The sequence below is a fragment of the Mycobacterium malmoense genome (genome assembly GCF_019645855.1).
GTDB lineage: Bacteria > Actinomycetota > Actinomycetes > Mycobacteriales > Mycobacteriaceae > Mycobacterium > Mycobacterium malmoense.
Window position 1 is genome coordinate 4,836,395 of record NZ_CP080999.1, and the last position, 16,012, is coordinate 4,852,406.

Genomic DNA, 16,012 nt, shown 5'->3' on the forward strand with positions numbered 1-16,012 from the left:
CGCCTTTGCGCGGTCTTCGGTCACAAGCGGCTCGGTGTGAGCCGGACCATATTAACCCAGATGAAGTTCACCGTGTCAATGAACAGCATTTCTTTATCAAAAGCGTTAATTAGTCCAGTTCGCCGACATTGTGTTGCTTCAAACTGACACAAGTTCTAGTCGGCGAATCCCAGCCGTCAAGTGGCTTTATATCGTTATTGTTCCATCAGGCCGACCGCGGAAAAGTTCCGCTCCGGATCACGTCCAGCAAAGTATTCCTGCAACGTCTTGCCGAGTTGCGCGGGCTCCCACACCGGCCCGTCGGCGCTGAATTTGTGCTCCGCGGTGGGCGCGGCGACCAGGGTCACCTGAGGGCCGTAAACGATGAACACCTGACCGTTGACCTCTGCCGCCGCGGGCGAAGACAAGAACTTGACCAGGCTCACCACGTGCTCGGGCGAAAGCGGGTCGATGCCGCCTTCCCCTATATCCGAGATGTCCGGTGCCGCACCGAACACGTCGGCCGTCATCGCGGTGCGGGCCCGGGGACAGATCGCGTTGGCGCGCACCCCGTACTGGCCCAGCGCCCGCGCGGCCGACAGGGTCAGGGCGATGATGCCGGCTTTGGCCGCGCCGTAGTTGGCCTGCCCCACCGGGCCTACCAGTCCCGCCTCCGACGCGGTGTTGACGATCCGGCCAAAGACCGATCCGCCGGCCTCTTTGGCTTTAGCGCGCCAGTACGTGGCCGCGTTGCGCGTCAGCAGGAAATGGCCGCGCAGGTGCACGGCAATGACCAGGTCCCATTCCTCGTCGGACATGTTGAACAGCATCCGGTCGCGGGTGATCCCGGCGTTGTTCACGACGATGTCCAGGCCGCCCAGCCCGTCGGCGCACGCGACCAGTTCGTCGGCGGTCGCGCGTTGGCTGATGTCGCCGGCCACCGCGACGGCTTTGGAGCCGGCGTCCGAACAAACCGAGTTGATCTCGTCGATGACGTCGGAGGCATCCAGTGCGTCGGCGATGTCGTTGACCACGACGGTGGCGCCCAGCCGCGCCAAGCCGAGCGCTTCGGCACGTCCGAGTCCCGCGGCCGCGCCGGTTACCACCGCAACCTTTCCGGATAGATCGGTCGCGTTTGTGCTGCTAGTCAATTTATGAATACCTCTAGTTTCGTCTCAAGCGCTTCTAATCTTCACGCAGCAGGGCCGCGCGGGGGCATTCGGCGATTGCCTGCTCGGCGAGATGCTCCTGATCCGGGGGAATCGGATCAAGCTTCACGACGGCGTAATCCTCGTCGTCCAGGTCGAAGATATCCGGCGCGATTCCCAAGCACACCGCGTTACCTTCACACCGGTCACGATCCACGATCACCCGCACGGCACCCTCCTTGAACCTGGCCTTCAATCTGAGCACTCACCCATCGGTATGTAGCTCCACCATAGGGCCCCGGTGCGTCAGGGGAAACGGTCGCTGGATTCCCAGACTAGAACGTGTTACAACCGGGAAGGCGAACGGGTAGCCGTTGGTCGGGCTATGGCATAGAACGTGGCTTTTCATAAGACAGACGTTTAACGACAAGGACGGCTTGGAATGCGCATCAGTTACACCCCAGAACAGGAGGAGCTGCGTCGCGAGCTGCGGTCGTACTTCACCACGCTTATGACCCCGGAACGGCGCGAGGCGCTGAGCTCGGTCCAGGGCGAATACGGCGTCGGCAACGTGTACCGGGAGACGGTCGCGCAGATGGGCAAGGACGGGTGGCTGACGCTGAACTGGCCCAAAGAATACGGCGGCCAGGACCGCTCCCCGATGGACTCGCTGATCTTCACCGACGAAGCGGCCATCGCCGGTGCGCCGGTGCCATTCCTGACGATCAACAGCGTGGCGCCGACGATCATGGCCTACGGCACCGACGAGCAAAAGAGGTTCTTCCTGCCGAAGATCGCCGCCGGAGACCTGCACTTCTCGATCGGCTACTCCGAGCCGGGCGCCGGCACGGACCTGGCGAACCTGCGCACCACGGCGGTCCGCGACGGCGACGACTACGTGGTCAACGGCCAGAAGATGTGGACCAGCCTGATCCAGTACGCCGACTACGTGTGGCTTGCGGTGCGCACCAATCCCGAGGCCAAGAAGCACCGCGGCATTTCGATGCTGGTCGTCCCGACGACGGCGGAGGGCTTCTCCTGGACGCCGGTGCACACCATGGCCGGCCCCGACACCAGCGCCACCTACTACACCGACGTGCGCGTGCCGGTGAGCAACCGCGTCGGCGAGGAGAACGGCGGCTGGAAGCTGGTGACCAACCAGCTCAACCACGAGCGGGTGGCCCTGGTGTCGCCGGCGCCCATCTTCATGTGCCTGCGCGAGGTTCGGGAATGGGCGCAGAACACCAAGGACGCCGGCGGGGCCCGGCTCATCGATTCGGAGTGGGTGCAGCTCAACCTGGCCCGGGTGCACGCCAAGGCCGAGGTTCTCAAGCTGATCAACTGGGAGCTGGCTTCGTCGGAGGGTGATTCCTTGGGGCCGGCCGACGCGTCGGCGGCGAAGGTATTCGGCACCGAGTTGGCCACCGAGGCCTACCGCCTCTTGATGGAGGTGCTGGGCACCGCGGCGACGGTGCGCCAGGACTCGCCGGGCGCGTTGCTGCGCGGCCGGGTCGAGCGGATGCACCGGGCCTGCCTGATCCTGACCTTCGGCGGCGGAACCAACGAGGTGCAGCGCGACATCATCGGGATGGTCGCGCTGGGACTGCCCCGGGCAAACCGCTGAACTTCCCCTTTATAGCTTCACTCTTAAGGACGAGAATTCATGGATTTCACGACAACCGAAGCCGCGCACGACCTCGGTAATTTGGTCGACACGATCGTGGACGCGGTGTGCACACCGGAACACCAACGTGCGCTGGACGGCCTCGATCAACGGTTCGATCGCGAGCTGTGGCGCAAGCTCGTCGACGCCGACATCTTGACCAGCGCCGCGCCGGCATCGCTGGGCGGCGAGGGCTTCGGCGTCCTCGAGCAGGTGGCCGTGCTGGTCGCGCTGGGCCACCAGCTGGCGGCGGTGCCGTATCTGGAATCGGTGGTCCTGGCCGCGGGGGCGCTGGCCCGGTTCGGCTCCGAGGAACTGCAGCAGGGCTGGGGCGCGCCGGCGGTGCGCGGCGAAAAGATCCTGGCCGTCGCGCTCGACGGCGACATGGGCGAGGGGCCGGTGCAGGCCATCCGGGCCGGTGAAGGCTACCGCCTGACCGGGACGCGCACCCAGGTCGGCTACGGCCCGGTGGCCGACGCCTTCCTGGTGCCGGCCGAAACCGATTCCGGCACAGCCGTTTTCCTGGTCGCCGCGGACCAGCCCGGCGTGGCCGTGGCGGCGATGGAGACCACCGGCTTGGGCAGCGTTGGGCACCTGACGCTGGACGGGGTCGAGGTCGACGGCGGACGACGGGTCGGAGACGGGGTCGTCGTAACCTGGCTCGACACGCTGGCCACCCTGGGCCGCAGCGCGTTTCAGCTCGGGGTGCTCGAGCGGGGACTGCAGCTGACCGCCGAATATGCGCGCACCCGTGAGCAGTTCGACCGCCCGATCGGCAGCTTCCAGGCGGTGGCGCAGCGGCTGGCCGACGGCTACATCGACGTCAAAGGGTTGCGGTTGACGCTCACCCAGGCGGCCTGGCGCGTCTCGGAGGATCTGCCCGCCGACATCGACGTGGCCAGCGCGGCGTTCTGGGCCGCGGACGCCGGGCACCGGGTGGCGCACACCGTCGTCCACGTGCACGGCGGTGTCGGCGTCGACACCGATCACCCGGTGCACCGTTACTTCCTGGCCGCCAAGGAGATCGAGTTCGCGCTGCGCGGAGCCACCGGGCAGCTGCGCCGGATCGGCCGTGAACTGGCGGAAACGCCTGCCTGAGGTCGCTGCCCGGCCGCCGAGCTGGGGGTACTCCCCCGCGAGCGGGAGGTGCCCCCACCCGCTTGCGAGCGTCACGCCAGCGTGGCGCTCACACGTGAGCGTCACGCTGGCGTGACGCTCGGCGCAGGTAAAGGGGACCACACGTTGACGAGCAACCCCACCGTCACCGAATTGCTGGTGCCGCTGGCCGGGATCGACGACCGGGGCGTCTACTTCGAAGACTCGTTCACCAGCTGGCGTGATCACGTCCGGCACGGTGCCGCGATCGCGGCGACGCTGCGGGAGCGCCTCGACCCGGCCAGGCCGCCGCACGTCGGCGTGCTGCTGGAGAACACCCCGTTCTTTTCGGCGATGCTGGCAGCGGCCGGGATGTCGGGAATCGTGCCGGTGGGGCTCAACTCGGTGCGCCGCGGCGAAGCGCTGGCCCGCGACATCGCCCACGCCGACTGCCAGCTGGTGCTGGCCGACTCGAATTCGTCCGCGTCGCTGGGCGATATCGGTCACGTGAACGTCGACTCCACCGAGTGGGCCGACGAGGTGGCCGCGCATGGGGACGCCGAGCCGCGGTTCCAGCGCGCCTCACCCGAGGACCTGTTCATGCTGATCTTCACGTCGGGCACCAGCGGTGAGCCGAAGGCGGTGAAGTGCAGCCACGGCAAGGTCGCGATCGCCGGCGTGACGATGACGCAGCGGTTCGACCTCGGCCGCGACGACGTCTGCTACGTGTCGATGCCGTTGTTTCATTCCAACGCGGTGCTGGTCGGCTGGGCGGTGGCCGTGGCGTGCCGGGGCTCGATGGCGTTGCGGCGCAAGTTCTCCGCGTCGAACTTCTTGGTCGATGTCCGCCGCTACGGCGCGACCTACGCCAACTACGTGGGCAAGCCGTTGTCGTACGTGCTCGCCACGCCCGAGCGGCCCGACGACGCGGACAACCCGCTGCGGGCGGTGTACGGCAACGAGGGTGTGCCCGCCGACATCGAGCGCTTCGCGCGCAGGTTCGGCTGCGTCGTGCAGGACGGATTCGGTTCGACGGAAGGCGGAGTGGCGATCGCGCGGACCCCCGATACCCCGCCGGGTTCGTTGGGGCCGCTGCCCGAGGGGATCGCGATCGTCGACACCGACACCGGCGAGACCTGCCCGGCTGGGGTGGTCGGTGAGCTGGTGAATACCGCCGGGCCGGGCCGTTTCGAGGGCTACTACAACGATCCCGACGCCGAGGCCCAGCGCATGGCCGGCGGCGTCTACCACAGCGGTGACCTGGCCTATCGCGATGCGGACGGCTATGCGTATTTTGCCGGGCGGCTTGGGGATTGGATGCGGGTCGACGGTGAGAACCTCGGCGCGGCCCCGATCGAGCGGGTGCTGCTGCGCTACCCCGACGCGACCGAGGTGGCGGTGTACCCGGTGCCCGATCCCGTCGTCGGCGATCAGGTGATGGCCGCGTTGGTGCTGGTGCCGGGCGCCGAGTTCGATCCCGAAAAGTTCCGGGCCTTCCTGGCCGAGCAGCCCGACCTGGGGCCCAAGCAGTGGCCGTCGTACGTGCGGGTCAGCGCGGAGCTGCCGCGGACGGTGACGTTCAAGGTGCTCAAGCGGCAGTTGTCGGCCCAGGGTGTCGACTGCGATGATCCGGTGTGGCCAATTCGCCGATAGACGCATGAGTTCGCGACCCCTTGAGCTTGCACTTGAGGCGAGCTTCGAACGGCTTTCCGCTACGGTGCCGGCAAACATCGGTTTCGCGATCGCCCGTCCGGACCGGACGTATTCACTGGGCGGGTGGTCGTCCGGCGTCGCCTGGTCGACGATCAAGGTGCCCCTGGCGATAGCGGCCTTGCGTCACGATCGGCGACGCGCCCAGGACTTGGTCGTCAAGGCCATCACCGAATCCGACAACGGCGCGTCCGAGCGGCTGTGGTCGCAGCTGGGCGAGCCGGCAGACGCGGCCCGGCGGGTACAGGGGATCATCTCCGAGGGCGGTGACAGCGCAACGGTGGTCGAATCGCGTCGACTTCGGCGCGGCTTCACCGCGTTTGGCCAAACGCGGTGGACCTTGCAACGGCAAGCGGAATTTGCAGCGCGGCTACCTCACGTCGGTGACGCGGCGGACGTCATCGGCCTGATGCGCCACCTCACGCCCGGCCAGCGATGGGGACTGGCCGCCAATGGTTTTGCCGCAAAAGGCGGTTGGGGACCGGGGGTAGATGGTGAGTACCTGGTCCGGCAATTCGGGATCCTGCCCACACCGTCGGGGCAGTGGGGCGTGGCACTGGCGGCCGAAGCCCACGATGGCGTGTTCGAAACGGGAATCGCGGCCGTCAACGCGCTGACGGACTGGCTCGTCAGCCGGCTTCCCGGGCTAGCCCGTTATTGACGGCACGACGGCATCGATCAGGTGCGGTCCGGGTTCGGCGAAGGCCGCGCGCAACGCGTCGGCGAGCTCCTCGGCGGTGGTCGTGCGGCGGGCCGAAACCCCCATGCCCTCGGCGATCTTGACGAAATCCATTGTAGGACGCGATAAGTCGAGCAGGTCGAGCGCCTTGGGCCCGGGACTGGACCCAGCGCCGACGCGCGCCAGCTCGACCCGCAAAATGTCGTAGGCGCCGTTGTCGTAGAGCACGGTCGTCACGTTGAGGTTCTCGCGCGCCTGGGTCCACAAACCCGAAATCGTGTACATCGCCGACCCGTCGGATTCCAGGCACAGCACCGGACGGTCGGGGGCGGCGACCGCGGCGCCCACCGCGGCCGGAATGCCGTAGCCGATCGCGCCGCCGGTCAGCGTCAGCCAATCGTGGGCGGGCGCGCCGGCGGTGGCCTGCGCGAGCAACAGGCCGGACGTGTTCGACTCGTCGACGACGATCGCCCGTTCCGGCATCAGCGCCCCGATCACGTCCGCCGCCGACGCGGACGTCAGGGCGCCCGTCGGCAGCCGCGGGCGGGACGTGGCCGCCACCGGTGCGACCGTCCCGGGCGCCACCTCGTCGGCCAGCGCGGCGAGCGCCGCCGCCGCGCCGCTGTGCTCGGCGAGCGGGTGCACCTCGCAGCCGGCCGGCACCAGGTCGCTGGGCATGCCCGGGTAGGCGAAGAACGACACCGGCGACTTGGCGCCGGCCAGCACCAGGTGCTTGGCGCCGTTGAGCTGGGCCGCGACGCCCTCCGCGAAGTAGGCGAGCCGTTCGATCGCGGGGACGCCCGCGCCGCGCTCCAGCCGCGTCGGGAACGTCTCGCACAGCAACCGGGCCCCCGTCGCCTGGGCGATCCGCGCGGCCGCGGCCAGGCCCGGCGCGCGGGTGGCGTCCCCGCCCACCAGGATCACCGTGGGTTCCCCCGAGCGCAGCACCTCGAGCACCTCCGGCGCCAGCAGCGGGTCGGCGCCCACCGGATGCGCGGGCGGCGTGGCGGCGGGTTGCGCCCCGTCGGACCAGGACACGTCGGCGGGCAGGATCAGGGTCGCGATCTGCGAGCCGGTCCGGCTGGCGACGATCGCCTCGGCGGCGTCGGACGCGACGTCGGCGCTCCGTTGGCTGCGGCGCAGCCATCCCGAGACGGTTCCGGCCAGCGCGTCGATGTCGGATTCCAGTGGGGCGTCGTACTTTTTGTGATAGGTGGCGTGGTCGCCGACGATGACGACCACCGGGACCCGGGCGCGCCGCGCATTGTGCAGGTTGGCCAGGCCGTTCCCCAATCCCGGGCCCAGGTGCAGCAGCGCCGCGGCCGGCCGGTCGGCGATGCGCGCGTACCCGTCGGCCGCGCCGGTGGCCACACCCTCGAAAAGGGCCAGCACGCCCCGCATTTGGGGGACGATGTCCAGTGCGGACACGAAGTGCATCTCCGACGTGCCGGGGTTGGCGAAGCACACGTCGACGCCACCGTCGACCAGGGTGTTGATCAGGGCCTGGGCGCCGTTCACGTAGTTGCCTCCAGTCGGAAAACACGCTCGGCGTTGCCGCGCAGGAAGTCTCGGCGGGCCTCGTCGCTGAGGCCGAGTTCGCCCAGTCCCGCCAGGGCGTGCGTGTGGGTCATCATCGGGTAGTTGGTGCCGAACAGGACTTTGCGTTGTCCGGTACCGGTTTTCATGAACCGGACGAGCTCGTCCGGCAGCCGCCTGATGGCGTAGGCGGAGGTATCGATGTAGACGTTTTCATGTTTGCGCGCCACCGCGACCATCTCCTCGGTCCAGGGGTAGCCGACGTGGCCGCAGACGACGACGAGCTCGGGAAAGTCGAGGGCCACCTGGTCGACGTAGGGGATCGGGCGTCCGGTCTCCGAGGGCCGCAGCGGTCCGGTGTGGCCGACCTGGGTGCAGAACGGCACCCCGGATTCCACGCATTCGGCGAACAGCGGATAGTAACGGCGGTCGGTGGGCGGCGCGCCCCACAGCCACGGCACCACCCGCAGACCCACGAACCCCTCACTGACCCGGCGCCGCAGCTCGCGGACCGCCGCCATCGGCCGGTCCAGGTCGACCGCGGCCAGGCCGGCAAACCTGTTCGGGTGCAACCGAACCCATTCGGCGACCTCGTCGTTGGACACCAGATCCTGGCCGCCAGGACCGCGCCAGGCGCTGAGCAGGCCGACGTCGACGTCGGCGGCGTCCATCGACGCGACGGTCGCCTCGATCGGGATGTCGGTGTCGGGGATCGAATCCCCGGTCCAGCGCCGCAGGGACGCCAACATGTCGCTGCGCAGGAACCGCAGGGTCGGGTGCTGCATCCACACGTCGATCGTCATAGAGCTTCGACTGTAGACGCCACCGGTTAGGCGGATAGCGCGGCGCGGGCGGCGGCGCGCGTGCGCGCCGCGTGTCCGCCGCCGAACAGCACGACATGCGCCAGCAGCGGGTACAGCTGACGCAGCCCGATGCGGTTACGCCAGCCGGGTTTCAAAGGTCGCACCCGCTGGTAGCCGGCGAGGATGGCCTCGAAATGTGGGCAGCCGAACAATGCGAGCATCGCCAGGTCGGTCTCGCGGTGCCCGGCGTGCGCGGCCGGGTCGATCAGCACCACCCCGTCGGGCGTCCACATCACGTTGCCGCCCCACAGATCGCCGTGCAGCCGGGCGGGCAAGTCAGCGTCGTCATCAGAGTCGTAGTCGCCGGCGCGGCAGCGTGCCGCGACTGCGTCGATCGTGGCACGGGTCGACGCGTCGAGCCGCGCGGCCGCAAGCTCGGCCATCGGCGCCAGCCGCTCGTCGGCGTAGAACTCGCCCCAGCGTTCGTGCTGCCGCAGCGACATCGGCAGTGGCTGCGAGAGCGGACCGAAAAACCCTGGCCCGTCCCATCCGTCGGGCCCCGCGCCGAAGGCCGGGGCACCCGCGTCGTGCGTGACGGCCAATCGGCCGCCGAACTCCCCGGCGGCCTCGGGGCTCGGGGGCACCGACTCGAGCCGCCGCAGGGTCAGGCTCGTCGTGTCAACCGACACGACCGGCGCGCAGGGCACACCGCCGTCGGCACTGGAGAGCCATCGCAATCCGGCGGCCTCCCAGGCGAAGTAGCCGGCGGGCGCGCCCGGGTGGCTCTTGACGAAGTCGGTCACGCCGCCGCTAGGCGCGGATCATGCAGTCACGTGAGCGGCGTGCACGTCGTCGGCCGGGCGCGCCTCGGTCTGCTCCTTGGCCCAGCGGTAGTCGGGTTTGCCTGCGGGTGAACGCTTTACCTCGTCGACAAGCCAAAGGCTGCGCGGCACTTTGTATCCCGCGATCTCGGAGCGCACGAAGCTGTCCAGCTCCGCCAGCGATGGCCGGGTCCCCGGTCGGGGCTGCACGACGGCGGCCACGTGCTGGCCGTAACGGGGATCGGGCACACCGACCACCAGGGCGTCGAAGACGTCGGGATGGCCCTTCAGAGCGGCCTCGACCTCCTCGGGGTAGATCTTTTCGCCGCCGCTGTTGATCGACACCGAACCGCGGCCCAGCATGGTGACCGTGCCGTCCTCCTCGACCTGGGCGTAATCCCCGGGGATGGCGTACCGCACGCCGTTGATGGTGCGGAACGTTTCGGCGGTCTTCTTCTCGTCCTTGTAGTAGCCGACGGGAATGTTGCCCTTCTTGGCGATGAAGCCGCGCACGCCGGACCCGGGCTTGACCTCGTTGCCCTCCTCGTCGAGCACGACGGTGCGGTGGTCGATGCTCACCCGGGGGCCACCGCTGTGCGGCGCGTCTTTGGCGACGATGCTGGTGCCGCCAAACCCGGTCTCCGAGGACCCGATCGAGTCGGTGATGACCCGGTTGGGCAGCAGCTCGAGCAGCCGCTCCTTGATGCTCGGCGAGAACAGCGCCGCGGTGCTGGCAAGCAAGAACAGCGACGACAGGTCGTAGTCGTTGTCCTTCTGCAGCGCGTCGAGCAGTGGTCGCGCCATGGCGTCACCGGTGAAGAACAGCAGGTTCACCTTGTGCTCGTGAATCGTGCGCCACACCTCGTCGGCGTTGAATTCCGGTGCCAGCACGGTGGTTTGACCCGAGAAGATCGACATCCAGGTGGCCGACTGCGTGGCGCCGTGGATCATCGGCGGTATCGGGTAGCGGATCATCGGCGGGTTGGCGGCGGCGGCCTTGGCGAGGTCGTGCTCGTCCTTGACGAATTCGCCTGTGGCAAAGTCGGTTCCACCGAAGAGCACCCGGTAGATGTCCTCGTGGCGCCACATCACGCCCTTCGGGAAGCCGGTGGTACCGCCGGTGTACAAGATATAAATGTCGTCGGCACTGCGCTCACCTAGAAGCCCGGCGAAGTCGCGCTCGGGCGAGCCCTGGTCGATCGCCGAGTAGAACTCGACACCGCCGTAACGCTGATAATCGTTGTCGCTCCCGTCCTCGATGACGAGGACGGTCTTGACGTTGGGGGTGTCCGGCAGCACGTTGGCGACCCGGTCGGAGTACTGGCGCTCGTGGACCAGCGCAACCATGTCGGAGTTGTCGAACAGGTAGCGAAGCTCGCCCTCGACGTAGCGGTAGTTGACGTTCACCAGGATGGCGCCGGCCTTGACGATGCCGAGCATCGCGATGACGATCTCGATGCGGTTGCGGCAGTACAGTCCGACCTTGTCGTCCTTTTTCACCCCCCGATCGATCAGGTAGTGCGCCAGGCGGTTGGCCTTCTCCTCCAGTTCGGCGTAGGTCAGCTTCTCGTCGCCGCAGATCAGGGCGACACGGTCGGGCACAGCATCAATGGCGTGCTCAGCAAGGTCAGCGATATTCAGAGCCACGGCCACCAAACTAGAACGTGTTACATTTCTTGACAAGCTGATGCCCTATGTCGACCGAAAGGCGGTAGCCGTGGCCGAGACTGCAGCAAATGAGCAGACGGGACCCTCCGAACCGGATGCGCTCGTCGAACAGCGCGGCCACACCCTGATCGTCACGCTGAACCGGCCGCACGCCCGCAACGCGTTGAGCACCGAAATGATGCAGATCATGGTGCAGGCGTGGGACCGCGTCGACAACGATCCCGACATCCGGTGCTGCATCCTCACCGGCGCCGGTGGCTACTTCTGCGCCGGCATGGACCTCAAGGCGGCGACCAAGAAGCCGCCCGGTGAGTCGTTCAAGGACGGTAGCTACGACCCGTCGCGAATCGACGCCTTGCTGAAGGGTCGCCGGCTGACCAAACCGCTGATCGCGGCGGTCGAGGGGCCCGCGATCGCCGGCGGCACCGAGATCCTGCAGGGCACCGACATCCGGGTCGCCGGTGAGAGCGCCAAGTTCGGCATCTCGGAAGCCAAGTGGAGCCTGTACCCGATGGGCGGTTCGGCCGTGCGGCTGGTGCGGCAGATCCCCTACACGGTCGCGTGCGACCTGCTGCTGACCGGCCGGCACATCACCGCCGCCGAGGCCAAGGAGATCGGCCTGATCGGCTATCTGGTGCCCGACGGCCAGGCGCTGACCAAGGCGCTCGAGATCGCGGAGATCATCGAGAACAACGGGCCTTTGGCCGTGCAGGCCATCCTGCGGGCGATCCGCGAAACCGAGGGCCTGCACGAGAACGAGGCCTTCAAGATCGACACCCAGATCGGCATCAAGGTGTTCCTCTCCGACGACGCCAAGGAAGGCCCGCGCGCGTTCGCCGAGAAACGCAAGCCGCAGTTCCAGAACCGCTAACCCCGTTTCGCCGAACGTGTTCTCAGGGCGGTATTTTCGCCGAATTTGCGCCCTGACGTCACGCTCGGCATGGCTGTCAGTGGCCCGAGGCACACTGCCCGTGTGGAAGAGGCGTTTATCGGAAGCGAAGCCATCAAATCGGGTGCCCTGACGCGACACCAGTTGCGCAGCCGGTATGTCGCGCTCCATCCCGACGTCTACGTCCCTCCCGAGACAAACCTCACCGCGGCGACGCGCGCCCGCGCCGCCTGGCTGTGGTCGCGGCGGCGCGGGGTCGTCGCGGGGCACTCCGCGTCGGCGCTGCACGGCGCCAAATGGGTCGACGATCGGGCGCCGGCGCAGTTGCTGTACGAACACCGTCGTCCCCCGGCCGGCATCCACACCTGGTCGGACACCATCGCGGACGACGAGACCCAACTGATCGGCGAGGTGCCCGCAACGACCCCGGCCCGTACCGCGTTCGACCTCGCCTGTCGCAATCCCGTGGGCAAAGCCGTCGCCGCCATCGATGCCCTGGCTCGAGCAACCAGACTGAAGGTCGCCGATGCCGAACTGATCGTCGAACGCTACAAAGGCCACCGAAACATCAGACGGGCGAGACGCGCGTTGACGCTCGTTGATGCCGGCGCGGAGTCACCCCGCGAGACCTGGCTGCGCCTGCTGGTCATCGAGGCCGGCTACCCGCCGCCGCAGACCCAGATACCGGTCTATGGGGAATACGGAGAGCTCGTCGCCGTGGTCGATATGGGTTGGGAGGAAAAGAAAATCGCGCTCGAGTACGAGGGTGCCCATCACTGGATCGATCCCGAGCAATTTCGCAAGGATGTCGAGCGCTTCGAAGCGCTACCCGAACTTGGTTGGATCACCATCCGGGTCACGGCCGGAAACACGCGGGGTGGCATCCTGACACGGCTGGCGGCGGCGTGGACCCGCCGAACGTGAAGTCACGGTGCGATTTTCGGCGATTTCTCTCCCTGAGAACACGCTCGGCGCGGAAGCCACGAAAGTGGCGCGCTCTGCGCGGAAGCTACGAAAGCGGCGGGCTCGGCGTGAACGCCACCGGCATTTTCTCCAGACCCGACACGAAGTTGGCCGGCCGCAGCGGCAGCGTGGCATCCGACGCCAGCCGCATATCGGGAAGGCGTTGCAGCAGGCGCGTCTGCATGATGGACAGCTCCAAGCGGGCGAGCTGGTTGCCGAGGCAGAAGTGCGTCCCGAAGCCGAACGCGAGGTGGTTGTTCGGGTAGCGCTCGATGTCGAAGCTCTCCGGATCCTCGAAGACCTTCTCATCGAAGTTCGCCGACTCGAACAGCAGGATGATCTTTTCGCCCTGGCGCAGCGGGGTGCCGTGGAACTCGGTGTCGGCGGTGACGGTGCGGGCCATGTTTTTCACCGGCGCGGTCCAGCGCAGCATCTCTTCGATCGCGTTGGGCAGCAACGCCAGCTCGCCCGCCAGCCGCCGATGCTGGTCGGGGTGCAGCAGCAGCTGCCTCGTTCCGCCGGACAGGGTGTGCCGCGTGGTCTCGTCGCCGCCGATCAGCAGCAGCAGGACCTCGGTGACGATCTGGTGGTCCTCCAGGCGCGATCCTTCGACCTCCGCGTGCACCAGGATGCTGACCAGGTCGTCCGTCGGCTCGGATTTGCGGGCCGTGATCATGCCCATCATGTATTCGCTGTAGGCGGCGAAGGCATCCATGGTGATCTGGAAGTTCTCTTGCGACGCAGTGCTGCTCAAGAAGCTGACCAGATCGTCGGACCACTTGAGGAACATCTTGCGTTCCTCCGGACGCACACCGAGCATGTCGCCGATGACCGCCATCGGCAGCGGCGCGGCCAGGTCCCAGACGAAGTCGCACTCGCCCCGTTCGCATACGGCGTCGATCAGCGTGTCACACAGCGAAACGATCTTGGACTCGAGGTCTTTCACGCGCTTGCGGGTGAAGCCGGAGTTGACGAGCTTGCGACGCAACAGGTGCTGCGGGTCGTCCATCTCGATCATCATCTCGACGCCGTCTTGGTCGGGTCGGATCCCGCCGGCATTCGAGAACAACTCGGGGTTGCGCTCGGCCTCGATCACGGCCTGATACGTCGACGCCGCGGCCAACCCGTTGCGGTCCCGGAAGACCGGCTCGTTGTCCCGCATCCAGCGGTAGACGGACCGCGAATCACCCGCGTAAAAGGCGCCGTCGGTCAGATCGACGTCCGGTCTGGTCGCTAGCTTGGTCGAGGTCACGGGATCTCCTGGGCGTCACCGAAAGTCATTTGTACGTTGTCGCAAGAGCTTGACACTATCGCGCGCTTCGGAAGGCCAAGCGACGCCAGCTCTTTCGCGTAGGGGTGTTCGCCGAGCCGGATGCGCACTCCACCGAATCGGGTGCGCACGCCGTCAAGCGTGTGCTCGAAGCCCGTCTCGCGGGTGACGCCGTCGCGGTGCGAGTAGCTGCGCTGCGCCTGTGTGCGCGGGGTCAACCGAAATGGCAGGCCGCGGCGAAAGTCCATCCCGATCACCAGTTGCCCGTCGACGCTGCAGTCGAAGCCGAACTGCCGTCCCTCCCGAACGGTGAAGTCCGCCATCACTTTCGGGTAGCCCCAGATCTTGGTGCCGGCTTCCAGCGTGAACGCCTGGTCGACGGGAAGGTGGTGAATGAAGGCGCCGGCCGACTGCAGGGCCCGTGGCCCGGTTGCCGTCGAGCCGGGTGGGTTGACCATCACGCTGGTGCCGAATTCGTAGTACTGGCCCAGGTCGCCGTCGAGGTAGTGCATCAACATCAGGACCACGATCGCGCGCCCGGGCAAATAACGGCAGACCTGCAAGCCGCTGTAGTCGATCAGCCGCTGCGCGGCGCCGGCGTCGACCGAAAACATCGCCATGTGCTGGTTTGCCTTGCGGATCTTCACCGGCATCGTCAGTACCGTGCCGGCGATGGTGTGCTGCGAGGCTGTCATCGGGCCAATCTAGGACGCGTTCTATTCGTTCGGCAATATCCGGCTAGACCAGTGTCGCGAGCTCGCGGATCTGCTCGGCATTGCGGCCGTTCACGACCATCATCGTGACGCCCGCGGCCTCCCAGACCTTGACTTGCTTACGCACGTAGTCGACGTCGCCGACGATCGCGGCGTCGTCGACGAGCTCGTCGGGGATGACCTCGGCGGCCTTGTCTTTTTGGTTGCTGCGGAACAGCTTGGTGACATCATCGACCACGTCGGCATATCCCATTCGGCGGTACACGTCCGCGTGGAAGTTGGTGTCCTCGGCGCCCATGCCGCCCATGTAGAGCGCCAGATAGGGCTTCATGGCCGCGAAGGCGGCGGCGCGGTCGTCGGTGATGACGATGGTGGCCGTCGCGCAGATCTCGAAGTCCTCGCGGCCGCGGCGCGCCCCGGGGCGGGCGAACCCTTCGTCGAGCCATTCGTTGTACATGTCGGCCAGCCGCGGGGTGTAGAAGATGGGCAGCCAGCCGTCGCAGATCTCGGCGGCCAGCGCGACGTTCTTCGGCCCCTCGGCGCCCAGCATGACCGGGATGTCGGCGCGCAGCGGATGGGTGATCGGTTTGAGCGCCTTGCCCAGGCCGGTCACCGGGCGCCCGACCCCCTCCCGCCCCTCTTTTAATGGCAGCGGGTAGTGGGGGCCGTCGCTGGTCACCGGCTTTTCCCGGGCCCACACCTGCCGGAGGATGTCGATGTATTCGCGGGTGCGGGCCAGCGGCTTGGGGAATGGCTGGCCGTACCAGCCCTCGACGACCTGCGGGCCGGATACGCCCAGACCGAGGATGTGCCGGCCGCCGGACAGGTGGTCCAGCGTCAGCGCGGCCATCGCGCACGCCGTCGGCGTGCGCGCGGACAGCTGGACCACCGACGTGCCCAGCCGCACCCGGTGCGTCGACGATCCCCACCAGGCCAGCGGCGTGTAGGCGTCGGATCCCCACGCCTCGGCGGTGAAGACGGCGTCGAATCCGGCGTCCTCGGCCGCGGCCACGAGCTCCCCGGCGTTCTCCGGCGGTTGTGCGCCCCAATAGCCCAGCTGCAGCCCCAGCTTCAT

15 protein-coding genes are annotated in these 16,012 nt (G+C 67.5%); 6 read left to right on the plus strand and 9 right to left on the minus strand.

The features are described 5' to 3' along the window. Positions 1-194: 194 nt before the first annotated feature. Entirely contained in the window at positions 195-1,130 is a 936-nt protein-coding gene (locus K3U93_RS22325) for a 3-oxoacyl-ACP reductase (protein ID WP_083011821.1), read from the minus strand. A 34-nt stretch (positions 1,131-1,164) separates the two neighbouring features. Next, the gene (locus tag K3U93_RS22330; protein ID WP_071513229.1) at positions 1,165-1,356 is read right to left on the minus strand and encodes a ferredoxin; all 192 of its coding nucleotides are present in this window, start codon (positions 1,354-1,356) and stop codon (positions 1,165-1,167) included. A gap of 213 nt (positions 1,357-1,569) precedes the next feature. Between K3U93_RS22330 and K3U93_RS22335 the strand changes: the two genes are divergently transcribed. The 4 genes from K3U93_RS22335 (at position 1,570) to K3U93_RS22350 (ending at position 6,256) form a co-directional block, all read left to right on the plus strand. Next, complete coding sequence (locus K3U93_RS22335; RefSeq protein ID WP_071513161.1) at positions 1,570-2,751, plus strand: acyl-CoA dehydrogenase; 1,182 nt, start codon at positions 1,570-1,572, stop codon at positions 2,749-2,751. A gap of 39 nt (positions 2,752-2,790) precedes the next feature. Further along, positions 2,791-3,888 (plus strand): acyl-CoA dehydrogenase family protein, encoded by a 1,098-nt coding sequence (locus K3U93_RS22340; RefSeq protein ID WP_083011819.1) that lies wholly within the window; start codon positions 2,791-2,793, stop codon positions 3,886-3,888. Positions 3,889-4,032: 144 nt separating this feature from the next. Next, positions 4,033-5,538 carry a long-chain-fatty-acid--CoA ligase FadD17 gene (gene fadD17 / locus K3U93_RS22345; protein ID WP_083011817.1) on the plus strand — a complete coding sequence of 502 codons (1,506 nt, stop codon included), beginning with the start codon at positions 4,033-4,035 and terminating at the stop codon, positions 5,536-5,538. A gap of 4 nt (positions 5,539-5,542) precedes the next feature. Further along, a complete protein-coding gene (locus tag K3U93_RS22350) occupies positions 5,543-6,256 on the plus strand; it encodes a serine hydrolase (RefSeq protein ID WP_071513158.1) in 714 nt (237 codons plus the stop codon). On the opposite strand, the gene K3U93_RS22355 is transcribed toward K3U93_RS22350, so the two are convergent. Genes K3U93_RS22355 through K3U93_RS22370 form a run of 4 tightly spaced genes read right to left on the minus strand, consistent with a single transcriptional unit; the run spans position 6,242 to position 11,087 of the window. Continuing rightward, positions 6,242-7,792, minus strand: a complete 1,551-nt coding sequence (locus K3U93_RS22355; RefSeq protein WP_083011815.1) for an acetolactate synthase large subunit — start codon at positions 7,790-7,792, stop codon at positions 6,242-6,244. The two genes, K3U93_RS22350 and K3U93_RS22355, sit on opposite strands and share 15 nt — an antisense overlap. After that, the gene (locus K3U93_RS22360) at positions 7,789-8,613 is read right to left on the minus strand and encodes an amidohydrolase family protein (protein ID WP_083011813.1); all 825 of its coding nucleotides are present in this window, start codon (positions 8,611-8,613) and stop codon (positions 7,789-7,791) included. Before K3U93_RS22360 ends, K3U93_RS22355 begins: the two co-directional genes overlap by 4 nt. Before the next feature lie 26 nt (positions 8,614-8,639). Further along, positions 8,640-9,416, minus strand: coding sequence for a fructosamine kinase family protein (locus tag K3U93_RS22365; protein WP_083011811.1), 777 nt, complete (start codon positions 9,414-9,416; stop codon positions 8,640-8,642). Between the two features lie 18 nt (positions 9,417-9,434). Next, positions 9,435-11,087: an acyl-CoA synthetase gene (locus K3U93_RS22370; RefSeq protein WP_071513154.1), complete on the minus strand. Its 1,653-nt coding sequence runs from the start codon at positions 11,085-11,087 to the stop codon at positions 9,435-9,437. A gap of 64 nt (positions 11,088-11,151) precedes the next feature. Here K3U93_RS22370 and K3U93_RS22375 point away from each other — a divergent pair, with 64 nt between their 5' ends. Further along, the gene (locus K3U93_RS22375) at positions 11,152-11,973 is read left to right on the plus strand and encodes a crotonase/enoyl-CoA hydratase family protein (protein WP_071513228.1); all 822 of its coding nucleotides are present in this window, start codon (positions 11,152-11,154) and stop codon (positions 11,971-11,973) included. A gap of 102 nt (positions 11,974-12,075) precedes the next feature. After that, the gene (locus K3U93_RS22380; RefSeq protein WP_083011807.1) at positions 12,076-12,915 is read left to right on the plus strand and encodes a type IV toxin-antitoxin system AbiEi family antitoxin; all 840 of its coding nucleotides are present in this window, start codon (positions 12,076-12,078) and stop codon (positions 12,913-12,915) included. Positions 12,916-13,000: 85 nt separating this feature from the next. Here the strand turns inward: K3U93_RS22380 and K3U93_RS22385 are convergent, their stop codons facing one another. Genes K3U93_RS22385 through K3U93_RS22395 form a run of 3 tightly spaced genes read right to left on the minus strand, consistent with a single transcriptional unit; the run spans position 13,001 to position 16,012 of the window. Continuing rightward, on the minus strand, positions 13,001-14,206 hold the full coding sequence (locus K3U93_RS22385) for a cytochrome P450 (RefSeq protein ID WP_083011805.1): 1,206 nt from the start codon (positions 14,204-14,206) through the stop codon (positions 13,001-13,003). Continuing rightward, positions 14,203-14,919 (minus strand): acetoacetate decarboxylase family protein, encoded by a 717-nt coding sequence (locus tag K3U93_RS22390; RefSeq protein ID WP_083011802.1) that lies wholly within the window; start codon positions 14,917-14,919, stop codon positions 14,203-14,205. Before K3U93_RS22390 ends, K3U93_RS22385 begins: the two co-directional genes overlap by 4 nt. Before the next feature lie 43 nt (positions 14,920-14,962). Then, positions 14,963-16,012 (minus strand): LLM class F420-dependent oxidoreductase, encoded by a 1,050-nt coding sequence (locus K3U93_RS22395; RefSeq protein ID WP_071513150.1) that lies wholly within the window; start codon positions 16,010-16,012, stop codon positions 14,963-14,965.